Genomic DNA, 16034 nt, shown 5'->3' on the forward strand with positions numbered 1-16034 from the left:
CTCGACCGTGCCCGCGAACCCCTCTTTCTGGGACTGCATCAGGAGCATGCGCACGAATTAGCGTGGGGACACGCCGAGGACCGTCGTCGGCGTATGCATCGGCATCGGTACCCGAACGGCATCACGGCTCCCATACGTGCGACACCAAGGAGGTGAGGGAGCACCATGGCAACCCTCTCCGAGATCCTCATCCTCAATGGTGCTCTGCCCATCGAGCACCTGGACACGCTCACCGGCGACGAGATGGTGGACGAGAAGAACATCCGTTCCCTCGTCGACCAGGGCGTCGTCAGCGAAGCCCAGTTCATCACCGCGCGCGCGGCGTCGAACAACTCCAAGACGGTCCCGCTGACGGACTACCCGGTGGACGGCACGGCGGTGTCCATGCTCCCCGCCGCGCTCTGTCGCCGGCACGGTGTGCTCGGCGTCGGGTTCGAAGGCGATGCCCTCGTCCTCGCCATGGTCAACCCGGCGAACGTCCTGGCGCTCGACGACGCCCGCGCCTCGTCCGGCCGCGTCATCAAGCCGCTCCAGGTGGACGAGCGCGACCTCGCCGCCGCCCTCGACCGCTACCTCCGCGCGGACGACGAGCTGAACGACCTGACCTCCTCCCTCGAGGAAGAAGCCTCCGCCACGGAGACACAGGCCGACCTCGCGGACGGCGCCCTCGACGACGTCCCGATCGTCCGTTTCGTCAACCTGCTCGTCTCCCAGGCCATCCAGGACCACGCCTCGGACATCCACATCGAGCCGGGCGAGCACGAGGTCCGGGTGCGCTACCGCATCGACGGGGTGCTCCACGAGATGACCCCGGCGCCGAAGAACATCCAGAACGGCGTCATCTCGCGCCTCAAGATCATGAGCGACATCGACATCGCGGAGCGCCGGAAGCCCCAGGACGGCCGCATGTCCGTCCGGCACGGCGGCCGGCAGATCGACCTGCGCGTCGCGACCCTCCCCACGGTGTGGGGCGAGAAGGTCGTCATGCGCATCCTCGACAACACGAACACGTCGATGACCCTGAAGGACCTCAACCTGCTGGACCGGAACTTCGAGGCGTACCAGGCGTCGTACTCCAAGCCGTACGGCATGATCCTCGTCACCGGGCCGACGGGCTCCGGCAAGTCGACGACGCTCTACACGACGCTGAACGCCGTCGCGAAGCCCGAGATCAACGTCATCACGGTCGAGGACCCGGTCGAGTACCGGATGCCCGGGATCAACCAGGTGCAGGTCAACCCGAAGGCCGGCCTGACGTTCGCATCGGCGCTCCGGAGCATCCTCCGCTCCGACCCCGACGTCGTCCTGCTCGGTGAGATCCGCGACCACGAGACGGCGCAGATCGCGATCGAGGCATCGCTCACCGGCCACCTCGTGCTCTCCACGCTGCACACGAACGACGCGCCCTCGGCGGTCGTCCGCCTGACGGAGATGGACATCGAGCCGTTCCTCGTCGGGTCCGCGCTCGACTCCGTCGTGGCCCAGCGCCTCGCCCGCCGGCTCTGCGACCGCTGCAAGGCACCGGCGGAGCACACCTTCGAGCACCTCCGCGACCTGCGGTTCGTCAGCGACTGGAACCCCGACGTGCCGGAGATCTTCGCGCCCGTCGGGTGCGCCGTCTGCTCGAACACCGGGTACCGGGGTCGCATCGCCCTCCACGAGGTCATGACCGTGACCGAGGAGATCGAGCGGCTCGCGGTCTCGCGGGCCTCCAGCGCCGAGATCAGCCGCGTGGCCCAGGACCAGGGCATGCTCACCCTCCGACAGGACGGCTGGGAGAAGGTCAAGCTCGGCCTCACCAGCGTCGAGGAGATCCTCCGCGTCGTCGCGTAGGACTCCACCACTCCACTCGCAGCTCTCCTCAGAGAACAGGGACCCGCATGAGCGACTCGGTGTACGACATCACGTCGGCCGACGGCAGCACCGCCGGCTGGCACCCGGGGCAACCGGGCAACGAGGTCGGCGGTCGTCGTGCCGCGCGCCTCGCGGCCGGTGACCCGCTGCCGTACGAGCCGCAGACCTCGGTCGCGCCGATGGCCGTACCAGAACCCGCCGCGCGGGTGTTCGACCTGGCCGATGAGTCGACCTGGGACGCGCCCATCGCGACCGCGGTGCCCGCACCGGTGTCGCCGGTCCTCGACGCGCCGGCCCCCGCGCCGTCATGGGCGACGGCAGTGCCGACGGACGGGAACGGGTACGGGTACGGGTACGCCGAGACGGCTCCGTCCGTTCCGACCCCGGCGTACGGGTACGCCGCCGCGCCGACCGTCGAGTACGGGTACGCCGAGGCGCCGACCGCGTTCGTGGCGGCCCCGACCCCGCCGTCCGCACCGCCGATGTCGTCGTCCGTCTCGATCAGCGACGACGTCGTCATCGAGTACTCGCGCCACGCCCGCGAGGTCGGCGACCCCGACCTGATCACCGCCCTGTCCGAGGTCGTCCGCCAGGGTGCGTCCGACCTCCACGTCACGGCGAACGCCGCGCCCTCCGTCCGCGTCGACGGATCGCTCCGACCCGCGGTGCCGGGAGGCCCGTGGTCGCGCGCCAAGGTCATCGCCGCGTTGACCTCGATGGCAAGTCCCGACCAGCTGGCGCAGTTCGAGGAGAAGCAGGAGCTCGACTTCGCCTATTCGCTGTCGACCGAGTCCCGCTTCCGTGTGAACTTCTACCAGCAGCGCGGCAACTGGGGCGCCGCCTTCCGGCTCATCCCGACGAAGATCAAGACCCTGAAGGACCTCGGCATCCCGGCCCACGTCGGGGACTTCGCCAAGCTCCCGCGTGGACTCGTCCTCGTCACCGGGCCGACGGGTTCCGGCAAGTCGACGACTCTCGCCGCGCTCATCGACCTGGTCAACGAGACCCGTGCCGACCACATCGTCACGGTCGAGGACCCGATCGAGTTCATGCACGAGCACAAGCGCGCCATCATCAACCAGCGCGAGGTCGGCGCGGACACCCACTCCTTCGCGAACGCCCTGAAGCACGTCCTCCGCCAGGACCCCGACGTCATCCTCATCGGCGAGCTCCGCGACCTCGAGACGATCTCGGTGGCGCTGACCGCGGCGGAGACCGGTCACCTGGTGTTCGCGACGCTCCACACGCAGGACGCCCCCGGCACCATCGACCGTGTCATCGACGTGTTCCCCCCGCACCAGCAGGGTCAGATCCGTACGCAGCTCGCGACGACGCTCCAGGGCGTCGTCTGCCAGACGCTCGTGCCCAAGGCGTCCGGCTCCGGGCGGGTGGTCTCCACGGAGATCATGCGCACCACCCCCGCCATCGGCAACCTGATCCGTGAAGGCAAGACGTACCAGATCACCTCCGCGATGCAGGCCGGCAAGGACCTCGGCATGCACACGATGGACCAGGACCTCGCCGACCTGGTCAACGTCGGGACCATCACCCGCAAGGCCGCCATGGAGAAGGTGCACGACAAGGAGGGCTTCGACCGGCTCGTCCAGCGTGTCGAGAGCCCGTCGGACGCCTCGGCCGACGCCATCGCCGCGAGCGGGATCGACTTCGGCGACAAGTACTCCGGAGGGGACTTCTGATGTCACTCGCATTCGACTACCGCGGGCGCGACACCGCCGGCAAGCTCGTCAAGGGCAAGCTCGACGCGGCGTCCGAGGGTGCCGCCGTCGCCAGGCTCCGCACCATGGGCGTCTCGCCGATCTCGTTGAACGAGTCGAAGGCGGGCACCGGACTCCAGGCCGAGATCAAGATCCCCGGGTTCGAGAAGGGCGTCGGGCTCAAGGACCTCGCGATCATGTCGCGCCAGGCGTCGACCATGCTGTCGTCGGGGCTGTCGCTCCTCCGGGCACTGTCGATCCTCGCCGACCAGACCGAGTCGAAGAAGCTCAAGGGGATCCTCGGCAAGGTGCGCGACGAGGTCGAACGCGGGGTGTCGTTCTCCGATGCCGTCGCGAAGTTCCCCGTGGACTTCCCGCCCATCATGATCAACATGATCCGCGCCGGCGAGACGGGCGGTTTCCTCGACCAGGCGATGGACTCGATCGCGACGAACTTCGAGAAGGAGCACAAGCTCCGATCGACCATCAAGTCGGCGATGACCTATCCGGTCGTCGTGCTCGTGATGTCGCTCCTCGCAGTCGTCGTCATGCTGGTGTTCATCGTCCCGATCTTCCAGGACATGTTCTCCAGCCTCGGCGGCAAGCTCCCGCTCCCGACCATGTTGCTCGTCTACGCGTCGCACGCGATGGTGTGGGTCGGGCCGATCCTCGCCGTCGCGATCATCGGTGGGTGGGTCTGGTTCCGGGCGAAAAAGAACTCGGACCGGGTCCGGGCGGTCCTCGATCCGGTCATGCTGCGGATCCCGGTCTTCGGCGCGCTGAACAAGAAGATCGTGATCGCACGTTTCTCCCGCAACTTCTCGAACATGATCGGCGCTGGTGTCCCCATTCTCCAGGCGTTGAAGATCGTCGGAGAAGTGTCGAACAACTTCGTCGTGCAGAAAGCGCTCGAACGAGTCGCCGAAGCAGTACGGAAAGGGGAATCGATCGCACAGCCGCTCGCGAACGAATCGGTGTTCCCGACAATGGTCTCGCAAATGGTCGCGGTCGGCGAAGACGCTGGTTCACTCGAGGTCATGCTCGAGAAGATCGCGATCTTCTACGATGCAGAGGTCGAATCGACGACGGAGGCCCTCACCTCGCTCATCGAACCGCTGTTGATCGCATTCCTGGGTGTCGTCGTCGGTGGCATGATCGTCGCGCTCTACCTGCCCATCTTCAAGATCACGAGCCTCATCCACTGAGTCTGCGCCCGTGGCCCATCCGATGCGACCGATCGGATGGGCCACGGTCGTCCCGTCAGGACGTCCCCCGCACAGGGGGATCAGGGCGCCCCGATGCCCCCGTTACTGGGGGCATTTCGATACCCACTTGACCCCCGTTCTCGGGATTATGCCCAGAATTCGCGCCGAATACGCTGGTCACCGGCGGCAGAGCACCAGCCCCAAAACCCACAACACATTTCCCGAAGGAATGGACACCTCATGTACTTCCGTCTCATGGGCAAGCTCAATGCTCGCCGCCAGAACCTGACCGAACAGAACGAGAAGGGCTTCACCCTGATCGAGCTCCTCGTCGTCGTCATCATCATCGGCATCCTCGCCGCGATCGCCATCCCGGTCTACCTGGGCGTGCAGAACAACGCGAAGAACTCGGCGACGCAGAGCGACATCAGCAACGTCAAGACCGCCGTGGTCAGCATCCAGACCAACGGCAGTGGCACGCTCCCCGGGACCACGACCTTCGCGGGCAGCATCCCCTCCGGCACGCCGGACTGGGCCGGAGCCGGCGCCACCATCGGCAGCAACACCACGACGATGACCTACACCAAGGTCTCCGACACGACGTTCTGCATCTCCGGCGTCAGCACCGGTGGCACGACCTACTACGCGACGCAGGCGAGCGGTGTCACCGCCACCAAGCCCTCCATCTGCCCGTAATCCGCATTGACCGCTCGGGCGGGGTGTTCCTCGGAACACCCCGCCCGTCGGCGGATCCGGACTCGGTTCCGCCAGCGGGCGACGCCTGGACGACCTCGCCCACCCGTCGCCCGCCCTCCGCACCCCAGCCGCATGGCAGCCGCACCGCAGCCGAACCCGAGCCGCACCCAGGACCGACCAGGAGGTGACCATGATCCGACGACTGAACGCCGTTCTCCGCCCGCAGGACCGCCGCGATGCAGAGGCCGGCTTCACCGTGATCGAGGTCATGGTCGCGATGCTGGTGTTCGCGGTGATGAGCATCGGGATCGCGTACGGCATCGTCAACTCCCTCCAGCTGACCCAGAACTCCCGTGGTCGAACGACCGCCACCGCCCTCGCGACGCAGGACATCGACCAGTTGCGACAGATCGCCGCAGCGTCGACGAACGGGATCTTCCAGGTGATCTCGACGACCACGACCCCGCCGCAGAAGAGCATCGGTGGGACCACGTACACGATCAACCGCGCCGTGACCTGGGTCCAGACCGACGGCAGCTCGGGGAACTGCGGCGCCACCACGAGCCAGGCCGCGCTCGCCTACAAGAGCGTCGTCGAGACGGTCACGTGGCGCTCGGCCAACGGGGCCGGGCTGCAGTCCATCACCATGACCTCGGGCATCGCGCCGTCCGACGCCGTGACCGACCCGAGTGACGGCACCCTCCTCATCTCCGTCACCGACTCCACCGGCGCCCCGAACCCGGGCGTCGCGGTGAGTGTCAGCGCGATCGCCGGCGGGGGTGGTGCTGCCCCGTCCTCCACGCCGCCGGTCACCGACACCCAGGGGTGCGCGTACGTCACGAACGTCCAGCCCGGCACGTACACGATCTCCGTCACCGAGACCGGCGGCATCGACTCCGACCAGCAGCAGCCGAGTTCCAAGTCCCCCATCTCGGTCAAGGCCGGCGGCAGCTCGCCGGTGCCGTTCACCTACGACCTCGCCACGAACTACACGAACGTCAAGTACGCATCGAACCTGCCGAAGAACACGGGTGCCCTGCTCCCGACGAACATGCTGACGACGCTGTCGAGCTCCACCGGCGGTCTCGACCAGATCGCGCCGTGGACGGCGACCCAGACCATCACCTCGGACACCCCGGTCCCGATCTCGGCGTTCCCGTTCCAGGGCGGCTACAACGGCATCTACGCCGGGTCGTACGCCAACTCGCCGGCGGGCGGGTCGACGACATGCGTCAACCCGAACCCCTCGACCTGGTCGACCCCGAACGCCGCCGGTCAGGTCGGGCAGTCGTCGGCCCAGGTGCCGGCTCCGATCGGTGCGCAGTACACCCAGCAGGTCAGCGTGCCGATGGGCGCCGCCACGATCAAGGGACTCAGCAGTTCGCCGACCGGCAACCGCTGGATCACCGCGGTGTCGGCGACCCCGGCGACCGGCGACCCCGGCTGCAACGTCCCGATGACCCTCACGTTCCCGAAGGCCGCCGGCACGACGGCCACGATCGCGCTGCCCTTCGGCACGTGGACGCTCTACGCCGGCACGAGCGCGGGGGCGACCGGACCGGGCAACTCCTACAACGTGGTCGCGCAGAACAAGTCGAACGTGCAGATGCTCACGAACGGCACGGTCAACCAGGGGGCGCTCATCATCATCACCTGGAACAACACCGTGACGTTCGACCCGAGGGGGATGTGATGATCACCCGCATCGCGCGGACCCTCCATCGCCGGGAGGACGGCATCTCGCTGGCCGAGCTCATCGTGGCGATCAGCGTCTCGCTCATCATCGTCGTCACGGTCGGCGGGTTCTTCCTGGCGTCGATCAAGGCCGGACGCACCGGGACGACGTCCGACGGCAACACCCGGCAGTCGCAGAACGTCATGAGCACGTTCACGCGCTACGTGCACGCGGCCACCCTGCTCCCGAAGTCGGACGGCACGTACCTGCCATCGTTCCAGCTCGCGACGCCGACCGACGTCCGGTTCTACGCCTACGTGAACCTGACGACCGGCGTGTCCACGGACAAGCCGGTCCTCGTCGAGTTCAAGGTCGACCCGACGAGCAAGCTGCTGATGCAGTACCAATGGGACCCGTCGAGCGTCACCAACGGGTACTACACGTTCCCGGACCCCGGTGCGACGAGCCCGACGCGCACGACCACCCTCGGCGGTCCGGTCGCCTCCCCGACGAGCGACACCACGACCCTCTTCTCGTACCTCGACGCCAACGGGAACGCGATCGCGGCCCCGGGTTCGAGCCTCGGCTCCATCCGCGCGTTGATGGTCAACCTCGAGCTCGGCTCGGCCACTCCCGGCGCCCCGGGCAACACCCACGTGCAGAACACCTTGTACCTGTTCAACATCGGGTACAGCACATCGACGAGCAGTCCGAGCCCGACGCCATGATGACGAGACTCATGACACTGATGCGGCACCGCGACGACGAGCGGGGGATGGCCCTCGCCACCGTCATCGTCTTCGGCACCGTCCTCATGCTCCTCGTCGCCTCGATGCTGGCGCTCTCCACGAGCGGTGCGACCAAGTCGACGACGGACCGCAACTTCCAGAACGCGGCTGCCGCGGCCTACGCTGGTCTCGCCGACTACCAGTCGAAGCTCTCGAACGACAACGGCTACCAGGTCTGGGGGACGACGAGCTCGAAGTTCAGCTCGGCGAGCGGTTCAGTGTTCCAGGGCACGAACAACAACGTCGCGTTCAACACGCTCGCCTCGCAGGTCTGGGCATCGGTCCCCGGGAGCACCGACGAGTTCTTCCGGTACGAGGTCGACAACTCGAACTTCTCCGCGAAGGGCGTCCTGCGCATCCGCGTGACCGGCAAGGCCGCTGGCGTGACCCGCTCGCTCGTCGCGAACCTCAAGGGCGACGGCTTCATCAACTACCTGTACTTCACGAACTACGAGTCCGCGCAGCCGGCCATCACCGGGACGAACTGCACCTCGGACTACCAGTGGCAGCGCAAGGGCACGACCTGCGCACCGGTGCAGTTCGCCGGATCCGACACCCTGAACGGCCCGGTCCGGACGAACGACCGGTTCACCGCCTGCGGCACCACCTTCAACGCGTCGGTCGAGGACTACGACGGGACCGTCAACACCTCCTACAACGGGTGCAGCTCCGCGGCGCGGTACAACGGCGGCAATCCCCGCTCGGTCGGGTACCTCGGTCTCCCGGCGCTGAACGCGCAGATGTCCCAGGAGGCCAGGACCGACCTCCCGACGTCCGTCCCCCGGCCGGGATGTCTCTACACGGGTCCGACCTCGATCGTGCTCAACGCGAACGGGACGATGACGGTGAACTCGCCGTGGACCAAGGTGACGCAGTACCAGCTCAAGAACAACGGCGACCAGAAGGCAGCGGACGACACCGCGGCGTCCGATGCGCTCTGCGGCTCGGTGAGTGCCTTGCAGAGTGCCGCGGGTGCGACGATCCCGACCCTGCCGTCGAACCTCCTCTACGTCCAGGACGTCCCGACCTCGAACTCGCCCAAGAACGTCAACTTCTGGGACGTCGGCAAGTTCCCGCCGGCCTCGGTGTCGAGCACCTACTGCACGACGAAGGTCTCCTCGTCCGGGAGCGTCGTCGCGACGAACCAGTCGTTCAACAACGGTCTCAACTACCCGATCGCGAACGAGTGGACGGGGAGCAACCCGGCGTCGACCGTCTACGACTGCAACGCCGGCGACGTCTTCGTGCGCGGCACCTTCTCGGGCTCGATGACGATCGCGGCGTCCGGCACGGTCTGGCTGACGGGCAGCGTCGTGTACAACAACGCGAACACGGACATCCTCGGTCTCGTCGGGCAGAACGCCGTGGAGATCTGGAACCCGATGTCCTGCGCGTCGGCGGGCAACGGCACCTGCTACAACGGCGACACGCTCCTCAAGCGATCGGCCGGAGCGGCCTTCACGATCAACGCGGCGATCGCGAGCAACGCGGGTACCTTCTGGGTCCAGAACTACCAGTACGGCCCCGTCCTCGGCACCCTCACCGTCAAGGGCTCGATCGCCCAGAACTGGCGCGGCATCGTGGCGACCGGTGGCGCGACCCTCAGCAGCGGTTTCAGCAAGAACTACGTCTACGACAACCGGCTGCTGACGACCGCGCCCCCCAAGTTCCTGCAGCCCGTCTCCACGACCTACGGCGTGACCACGCAGGTCGAGGTCCCGGCCGCGTACAACGCCGACGGCAGCTGCGTGATGAGCGGTGGTGTGTGCCTGTGACCGCGATCGCACAGCTCGGTACCTCCTTCACCGTCATGGGCGGGGTGCTCGGCCTCCTCATCGGATCGTTCCTGAACGTCGTCGTGTACCGCGTCCCCGCCGGTGTGAGCGTCGTCGCGCCCCCGAGCGCCTGCCCGAGGTGCGGTGTGCAGATCCGTGGGTTCGACAACGTGCCCGTCCTGTCCTGGCTGGTGCTCCGCGGCCGGTGCCGCGACTGTCGCGAGCCCATCTCGGCCAGGTACCCGCTCGTGGAACTCGCCACGGGCCTCCTCTTCGTCGTCGTGGCGCTCCGGTTCTGGCCGGTCGCGTCCGGTGCGGACGCGACCGGCCTGGTCACGTCCGGCGTGGCGGCCGATGACCAGAGCGGAGGCGCCGCCGACCTCGGTCTCGCCGCCCGCCTCGTGCTCCTGGTCGCGTTCCTCTACCTCATGGCGATCAGCGTCGCCCTGGCCCTCATCGACCTCGACACCCACACGCTGCCGAACGCCATCACGTACCCGTCGTACGTGGTCCTCGCGGTCCTCCTCGCCGGCGTCTCGGCACTGGGCGGCGACTGGATGCCCTTCGTCCGCGGCCTCATCGGCGCCGCCGTCCTCGGGGTCGCGTACCTCGTCCTCGCCGTCGCCGTCCCGGGCGGCATGGGGCTCGGCGACGTCAAGCTCGCCGGGATCCTCGGTCTCGTGCTCGCGTACCTCGGATGGGGACCCCTCGCAGTGGGTGCTTTCGCTGCCTTCCTCCTCGGCGGTACTTTTTCGCTCGTCCTCATGATCGCGCGCAAGGTCGGCAGGAAGTCCGGGATCCCCTTCGGCCCCTGGATGCTCGCCGGCGCATGGGTCGGCATCCTCGTCGGGGGGCCCGTCTGGACCTCCTACCTCGGCACCATCGGACTGGCCTGACAGCCACGACCACCACGAAAGCGACTGACATGGGCAAGAGCATCGTCGGACTCGACATCGCCGGGACATCGATCCGGGCGGTCGAGGTCGCAGACGCGGACAAGGGTCGTCCGACCGTCCTCCGGTTCGCCGAGGTCCCCACCCCCGCGGGGTCGGTGAGCCGTGGCGAGGTGCTCGAACCGAACACCGTTGCCGGGGCGCTCAAGCAGCTCTGGTCGCTCGGCAAGTTCCGGTCGCGGGACGTCGTCCTCGGCATGGGCAACCAGCGCGTGCTCTCCCGCGACCTCACCGTCCCGCGGGCTCCGCTCACGCAGATCCGCGAGAGCCTGCCCTTCCAGGTGCAGGACATGCTCCCGGTGCCCGTGGTCGACGCCATCCTCGACTTCTACCCGACGTCCGAGGGCATGGCCGAGAACGGTCCGGTCGTGAACGGTCTGCTCATCGCCGCCGTCAAGGACGCCGTCCTGCAGAACGTGAAAGCGGTCCAGCTCGCGGGGTTGAACCCCGCCGGTGTCGACCTCATCCCGTTCGCGCTGAGCCGCGTGCTCGTGACCCGCCCCAAGCTCCCCGGCACGGTCGCGTTGGTCGAGCTCGGTGCCGACACCACCTGCGTCGTCATCGCCACGAACGGCGTCCCGCAGTTCGTCCGCATCATCCCGACGGGCGGCGACGACATCACGAAGACGCTCAGCGCCCGCCTCGAGATCCCGTCCGAGCAGGCCGAGGCCGTCAAGCGCCACCTCGGCATCGGCTCCAACGCGAAGACCCTCGATGACAACCGCGCGATCGCCATCACGTACGAGTCCGTGAACGAACTCCTCTCGAGCCTCCGGAACACCATCAACTACTTCGTGAACACCCACCCGAACGAGCCGGTCGCACAGGTCGTGCTCTCCGGCGGCGGGTCGTCGATGCCAGGGCTCGGGGACGCGCTCTCCGAGTTCACGCGTCTCCCCGTCGTGATCGGGAACGCCTTCGCCGGCGCCTCGGTCGCGAAGTCGATCAGTCAGCAGGACATCGCCATCCGTGGCGCCTCGATCGCCGTCGCCTACGGGCTCGCGGTGGGAAGCAGGGCAGCATGAGCCGTACGTCAGCGGACGTCCGCAAGGAGCAGAAGCAGCGGCCCCCCGCCGCCCAGGGCACGAAGAAGAACCGGCTCCGGCGGCGCGGCGACTCCGGGGGGGCGGACGTCCCACCCCAGCCGCCCCAGGACGGACCCGGCGAGTTCGGTCCGTCCGGAGGTCGTCCTCCGAAGCGCACGGCGGCCTCGACGACCGCGGTCGGTCGGGATCCACGGGTGGACCTCCTCCCCAAGGAGGTCCACGTGGACCGCCGCGCTCGGGCGACCGCGCGGCGCGCATGGCTCGGCGTCGTGGTGGTCGCCGTGGTGACCGTGCTGCTGATCGGCGGGGCGACGGTCAACTCGGTCCGTTCGGGGAGCGACCTGAAGGCGGCGCAGGACGAGACGAACTCGCTGCTCCTGCAGCAGCAGAAGTACTCCGAGGTCCGCGACGTCGAGCGCCAGTCGACGCTCATCGAAGCCGGGCAGCAGGTCGGAGGGTCCACTGAGATCGACTGGCAGAAGTACCTGACCGAGGTGCAGGGGTACCTGCCGAGTGACGTCGCGATCGGCGGACTCACGATCGACTCCGCCGTGCCGATGGCGACGTTCGAGCAGGCCAAGGTGCCGCTGCAGGGTGAGCGGGTCGCGACAGTCGACATCAAGGTCGTCAGCGCCTCCCTCCCGTCGGTGCCGGACTGGACCGAGCGTCTGTCGAAGCTCCGGGGCTACGTGGACTCCACCATCACGACGATCACCAAGCAGACCGGCGACGGCGCCACGGGCTACCGCGCGTCGATCACGCTGCACATCAACGAGAAGGCGTACGACGACAAGTACGCGGAGGACAAGTGATGAACCGGAACAAGCTGTCGTTCGTCGTCGCGATCGTCGCCGCTGTCGTGGTGCTCGCCGGGGGCTTCTTCCTCGGCGTCCAACCCCAGCTGGCGTCCGCGGCCGCGAACGACACCCAGCGCGCCACGATCGAGTCGACGAACGCCACCAACCGCACCGAGCTCAAGCGGCTCGAGAAGCAGTTCACCAAGCTGGACGGCATGCGGTCGGAACTGGCGACGCTCTCGGCGTCGATCCCGTCCACCCCGGACACCCCGTCGTTCGTCAAGGCCCTCGGCAGCGCGGCGGACGGCGCCGGCGTGACCGTCACCGCGGTCACGTTCTCCGACCCTGCGGCCTACACCGCTCCGGGCCAGGCAGCGGCCGGCACCGACACGACCCCGACGGCCTCCGCGTCGCCCTCGGCCTCGCCCTCGACCTCGGCGACCGCCACCCCGTCCCCCACGCCGACCGGTCCCGCCACCGTGACGAACGAGGCCATCACGAGCTCGAACTTCACCGTCATCCCGGTCAGCGTCTCGGTCGAGGGGTCCTACTCCGACGCGCTCGCGTTCACGAAGGCCGTGCAGACCGGCACGCGCCTGTTCCTGGTGAACTCCATCAACTCGGCCCCGAAGTCCTCGGGCGATGAGTCCGGATCGACAACCTCGGCCGACGCGGACGCGGTGTGGACGCTCGCCGGCTACATCTACGTGCTCGACACGGCCGCGACCGCGCAGCCCTCGGCCGGCACGGCCGCCACGAACGGCTGACGCACCCGACCGCGACGACCCTTGAAGACGGGGGTCGCGGCACGCCGTGGCCGCTTCCGTCCGACGCTCGGCCGTGCCTACGATCGTCCGTCGGCGTGCTCGCGCGCGACGTCTCCCACGAACACCGAGCGCCCGGTCGATCCCGGGCGCCGTTCGTCGTCCTGGAAGGTGCAGCAGCATGGGTGTGGTGATCGAGTCGCTCGGGTGGTTCGGGGCGGTGACCATCCTCGTCGGGTACCTGCTGTTCTCCGCGGGCCGACTCCCGAACGGCGTCGTGTACCAGACCGTCAACCTCGTCGGAGCACTCGCGATCACCGTCAACGTGGCCGCACACCACGCGCTCCCGTCGACCCTCGTGAACGGCATCTGGGCGGTCATCGCCGCGGTCGTCCTCGTCCGCATGTGGGCTGCTCGGCGGCGCGCCGGGCTCGCCGCGGACGGCGCGCACGTCACGGGACGCGCCGCGGGCGAGACCGGACACGCGTCCACCGAGGCCGCCGTGGAGCTCCCCGCGACGACCCTGGTGCTCCCCGTCATCGGCCCGGCGCTCCGCGGGTCCGCGACGCAGCCCGTGGAGGCCGAGCCGACCCTCCACTCCGGTCGCGGGCCGTCCGGCGCGATGTCCGACAGCGTCCCGGTGGTGACGGCGGCGATCGCCGTCGCCCTCGCCACCGCAGCCCGGGACGGTGCCGAGCGTCGGCTCGCCGCGAACCTCGCCGCGCAGCTCGGCGCCCGACCCGACGCGCAGCTCGCCCGCGGCACGCAGCCCGCGGACCGGACGCAGCCCGCGGCGCGCACGCCGGTCTGAGCGCTCCACCGGGGCACCGCCACGGCTAGGATCGACCCATGTCCCGATGGCTGTTGGCGACGATGACGACAGTGCTGTTCGTCGCGCTCGTGATCGCCGTCACCGGGATCGAGAGCCTCATGTCGGCCACCGAGGTCATCAGCCAGTCCGACGCCACCCCCTACCTCGGTCCGGCGATGGTGACCGCGGTCGCGATCGTCGTGTTCTGCGCCACGGCGTTCGGCGCGCAGCGTGGTTCGCCGGTCGGCAGCGGGCTCGTCGGCGCTGCGACCGCGTACCTCGTGATGCTCGGGGTCGGTTCGCTCGGGTACACGCTCGTCCGTGGAGACGTCGCGCAGCTCGTCGTGTTCCCGGCCGCGTACGCCCTCGGGCCGTTCGTCGTCGGGACCGTGGTGATCGCCCTGGTCGTCGTGGTCGGCGCGATCGCCGTCGGCCGACACGAGCACCGCCGCGCCGGGGCCTCACGCGGCGGACAGTGATGCGGCGGACACCGATGCGGCGGACACCGGTGCGGCGAGCACCGATGCTGCGGAGGGCACGCTGAACGACCACACGACGGAGACCGGGGGAGCAGGACGGGGAGCATGAACGACGACCTCGAACGGGACCGCCACCCGGCTGGATCCAGCCCTGCCGACGATGCCGGCTGGCGGATGACGCCGAGCGTCGCCGCGGTCGGCGGGGTGCCGCTCGCCGGGACGACCGGGCGGCGTGCGCGCCGCCGGCCCACCCGCGCGATGCTCCTCGGCGTCGTCGGCGGGGCACTCGTCCTCGTGCTGGTCGTCGTGCTCGGCTCGATCGGCTACGCCTCCGGTGCGCGCGAGCACGCTCCGGCCCGGCAGGTCGAGGCGTTCCTCGAGCAGCTCCGAGCCGGCCACGCGGAGCGGGCGCTCGTGCTCGCGCACACCCCGACCGCCGGCCAGCCGCTCCTCACCGACGCCGCGTACGCCGCGGCCGCGGACCGGATCTCGTCATGGCGGATCCTGGCCACGAGCACCGACCCGGCCACCGGCTCGGCGGACGTCACCGCGCTGCTCACACAGGCCGGGCGCGCCGTGCCGCAGACGTTCCACCTGCAGCGGACCGGTTCGGCGGACGTGTTCTTCTCGACGTGGCGCATCGCGGACCTGACGCTCGGCTCCATCGAGGTCCGCGTCGACGGCCCGCAGGGGACGCCCGTCGAGATCGACGGCGTCCGGGTGCCGACGAGCGGGGGCGTCGCGCGGGTCCTGGCGCTCCCCGGCGCGTACGACGTCGGGATCGGGGCGAGCAGGTGGTTCACCGCGACCTCCGAGCACGCGAGCGTCGCGGGCTTCACGTCGGCCAGGTCCGACGCCGTCGAGGTCCGGACGACGCTCACCGCCGCCGGCCGACAGGCCGCGACGGAGGCGGTCGACGGCTGGGTGGACGGGTGCGTCGCACAGACTGACCTCGCACCGTCGGGCTGCAGCTTCTCGGCGTACGGGGACTCGCCGGACGCGGTCTACACGAACGAGCGCTGGACGCTCGACACCCGCCCCGTGGCCTCGATCGGCGACTGGTCGGGTCGCGGCTGGGCGGTCCGGACGACCACCCCGGGGTCCGCGACCTTCACGGCCGACTTCACGAGCGCGGCCGGGTCCGGGACCGGGCGGGCCGGACCCGTCTCGTTCTCCGCGGATGGCCTGATCACCGGGTTCACCGACGCCGGCGCGACCTTCGCACCGGCGGTGGTCGCCGCCGGTGGCGGCACCGCCGACTCCTGAGGAGCCGGTCCTGGAGCGCGGCTCGCGGCGGGCCTGCACCGCTGTCGGACTGGAGGCTCGGGTCGGGTCGGTGCCGCGCCTCCCGTCCGTCGTCCGCTCCAGCGCGTCGCGTTCGCCGACGGCGTTCACGGCACCCGCCCGCGCGGTGCGGGCGGGCCCGCGGTCAGTTGATTAACACCAGTGCCCCCGGTAGGCTTGCTCGGGTGTGCG

The 16034-nt window shown here is 69.2% G+C and carries 14 protein-coding genes; all 14 read left to right on the top strand.

What is annotated here, in order from left to right; translation table 11 throughout:
* Window positions 1–165 precede the first annotated feature (165 nt).
* Window positions 166–1833, top strand: a complete 1668-nt coding sequence (locus ACO0E0_RS04370) for a GspE/PulE family protein (RefSeq protein ID WP_422870182.1) — start codon at window positions 166–168, stop codon at window positions 1831–1833.
* A 47-nt stretch (window positions 1834–1880) separates the two neighbouring features.
* A complete protein-coding gene (locus ACO0E0_RS04375) occupies window positions 1881–3551 on the top strand; it encodes a PilT/PilU family type 4a pilus ATPase (protein ID WP_422870183.1) in 1671 nt (556 codons plus the stop codon).
* Window positions 3551–4774 (top strand): type II secretion system F family protein, encoded by a 1224-nt coding sequence (locus ACO0E0_RS04380; RefSeq protein ID WP_422870184.1) that lies wholly within the window; start codon window positions 3551–3553, stop codon window positions 4772–4774. The genes ACO0E0_RS04375 and ACO0E0_RS04380 overlap by 1 nt, the downstream gene beginning before the upstream one ends.
* Window positions 4775–5014: 240 nt before the next feature.
* Window positions 5015–5470 (top strand): type II secretion system protein, encoded by a 456-nt coding sequence (locus ACO0E0_RS04385; protein ID WP_422870185.1) that lies wholly within the window; start codon window positions 5015–5017, stop codon window positions 5468–5470.
* Window positions 5471–5660: 190 nt separating this feature from the next.
* The gene (locus tag ACO0E0_RS04390) at window positions 5661–7163 is read left to right on the top strand and encodes a prepilin-type N-terminal cleavage/methylation domain-containing protein (protein ID WP_422870186.1); all 1503 of its coding nucleotides are present in this window, start codon (window positions 5661–5663) and stop codon (window positions 7161–7163) included.
* Entirely contained in the window at window positions 7163–7873 is a 711-nt protein-coding gene (locus ACO0E0_RS04395; protein WP_422870187.1) for a hypothetical protein, read from the top strand. The genes ACO0E0_RS04390 and ACO0E0_RS04395 overlap by 1 nt, the downstream gene beginning before the upstream one ends.
* Window positions 7870–9708, top strand: a complete 1839-nt coding sequence (locus tag ACO0E0_RS04400) for a hypothetical protein (RefSeq protein ID WP_422870188.1) — start codon at window positions 7870–7872, stop codon at window positions 9706–9708. The genes ACO0E0_RS04395 and ACO0E0_RS04400 overlap by 4 nt, the downstream gene beginning before the upstream one ends.
* 35 nt (window positions 9709–9743) lie before the next feature.
* The gene (locus ACO0E0_RS04405) at window positions 9744–10604 is read left to right on the top strand and encodes a prepilin peptidase (protein WP_422870447.1); all 861 of its coding nucleotides are present in this window, start codon (window positions 9744–9746) and stop codon (window positions 10602–10604) included.
* Window positions 10605–10633: 29 nt separating this feature from the next.
* Window positions 10634–11686, top strand: a complete 1053-nt coding sequence (pilM, locus tag ACO0E0_RS04410; protein WP_422870189.1) for a type IV pilus assembly protein PilM — start codon at window positions 10634–10636, stop codon at window positions 11684–11686.
* Complete coding sequence (locus tag ACO0E0_RS04415) at window positions 11683–12519, top strand: hypothetical protein (RefSeq protein ID WP_422870190.1); 837 nt, start codon at window positions 11683–11685, stop codon at window positions 12517–12519. Before pilM ends, ACO0E0_RS04415 begins: the two co-directional genes overlap by 4 nt.
* Complete coding sequence (locus ACO0E0_RS04420; RefSeq protein WP_422870191.1) at window positions 12519–13271, top strand: hypothetical protein; 753 nt, start codon at window positions 12519–12521, stop codon at window positions 13269–13271. Before ACO0E0_RS04415 ends, ACO0E0_RS04420 begins: the two co-directional genes overlap by 1 nt.
* 178 nt (window positions 13272–13449) lie before the next feature.
* Window positions 13450–14079 carry a CBU_0592 family membrane protein gene (locus ACO0E0_RS04425; RefSeq protein WP_422870192.1) on the top strand — a complete coding sequence of 210 codons (630 nt, stop codon included), beginning with the start codon at window positions 13450–13452 and terminating at the stop codon, window positions 14077–14079.
* Between the two features lie 38 nt (window positions 14080–14117).
* On the top strand, window positions 14118–14558 hold the full coding sequence (locus tag ACO0E0_RS04430) for a DUF6121 family protein (protein WP_422870193.1): 441 nt from the start codon (window positions 14118–14120) through the stop codon (window positions 14556–14558).
* A gap of 105 nt (window positions 14559–14663) precedes the next feature.
* Window positions 14664–15824 carry a hypothetical protein gene (locus ACO0E0_RS04435; RefSeq protein WP_422870194.1) on the top strand — a complete coding sequence of 387 codons (1161 nt, stop codon included), beginning with the start codon at window positions 14664–14666 and terminating at the stop codon, window positions 15822–15824.
* The last annotated feature ends 210 nt before the right edge of the window (window positions 15825–16034 follow it).

Source organism: Curtobacterium phyllosphaerae, assembly GCF_049341865.1.
Taxonomy (GTDB): domain Bacteria; phylum Actinomycetota; class Actinomycetes; order Actinomycetales; family Microbacteriaceae; genus Curtobacterium; species Curtobacterium phyllosphaerae.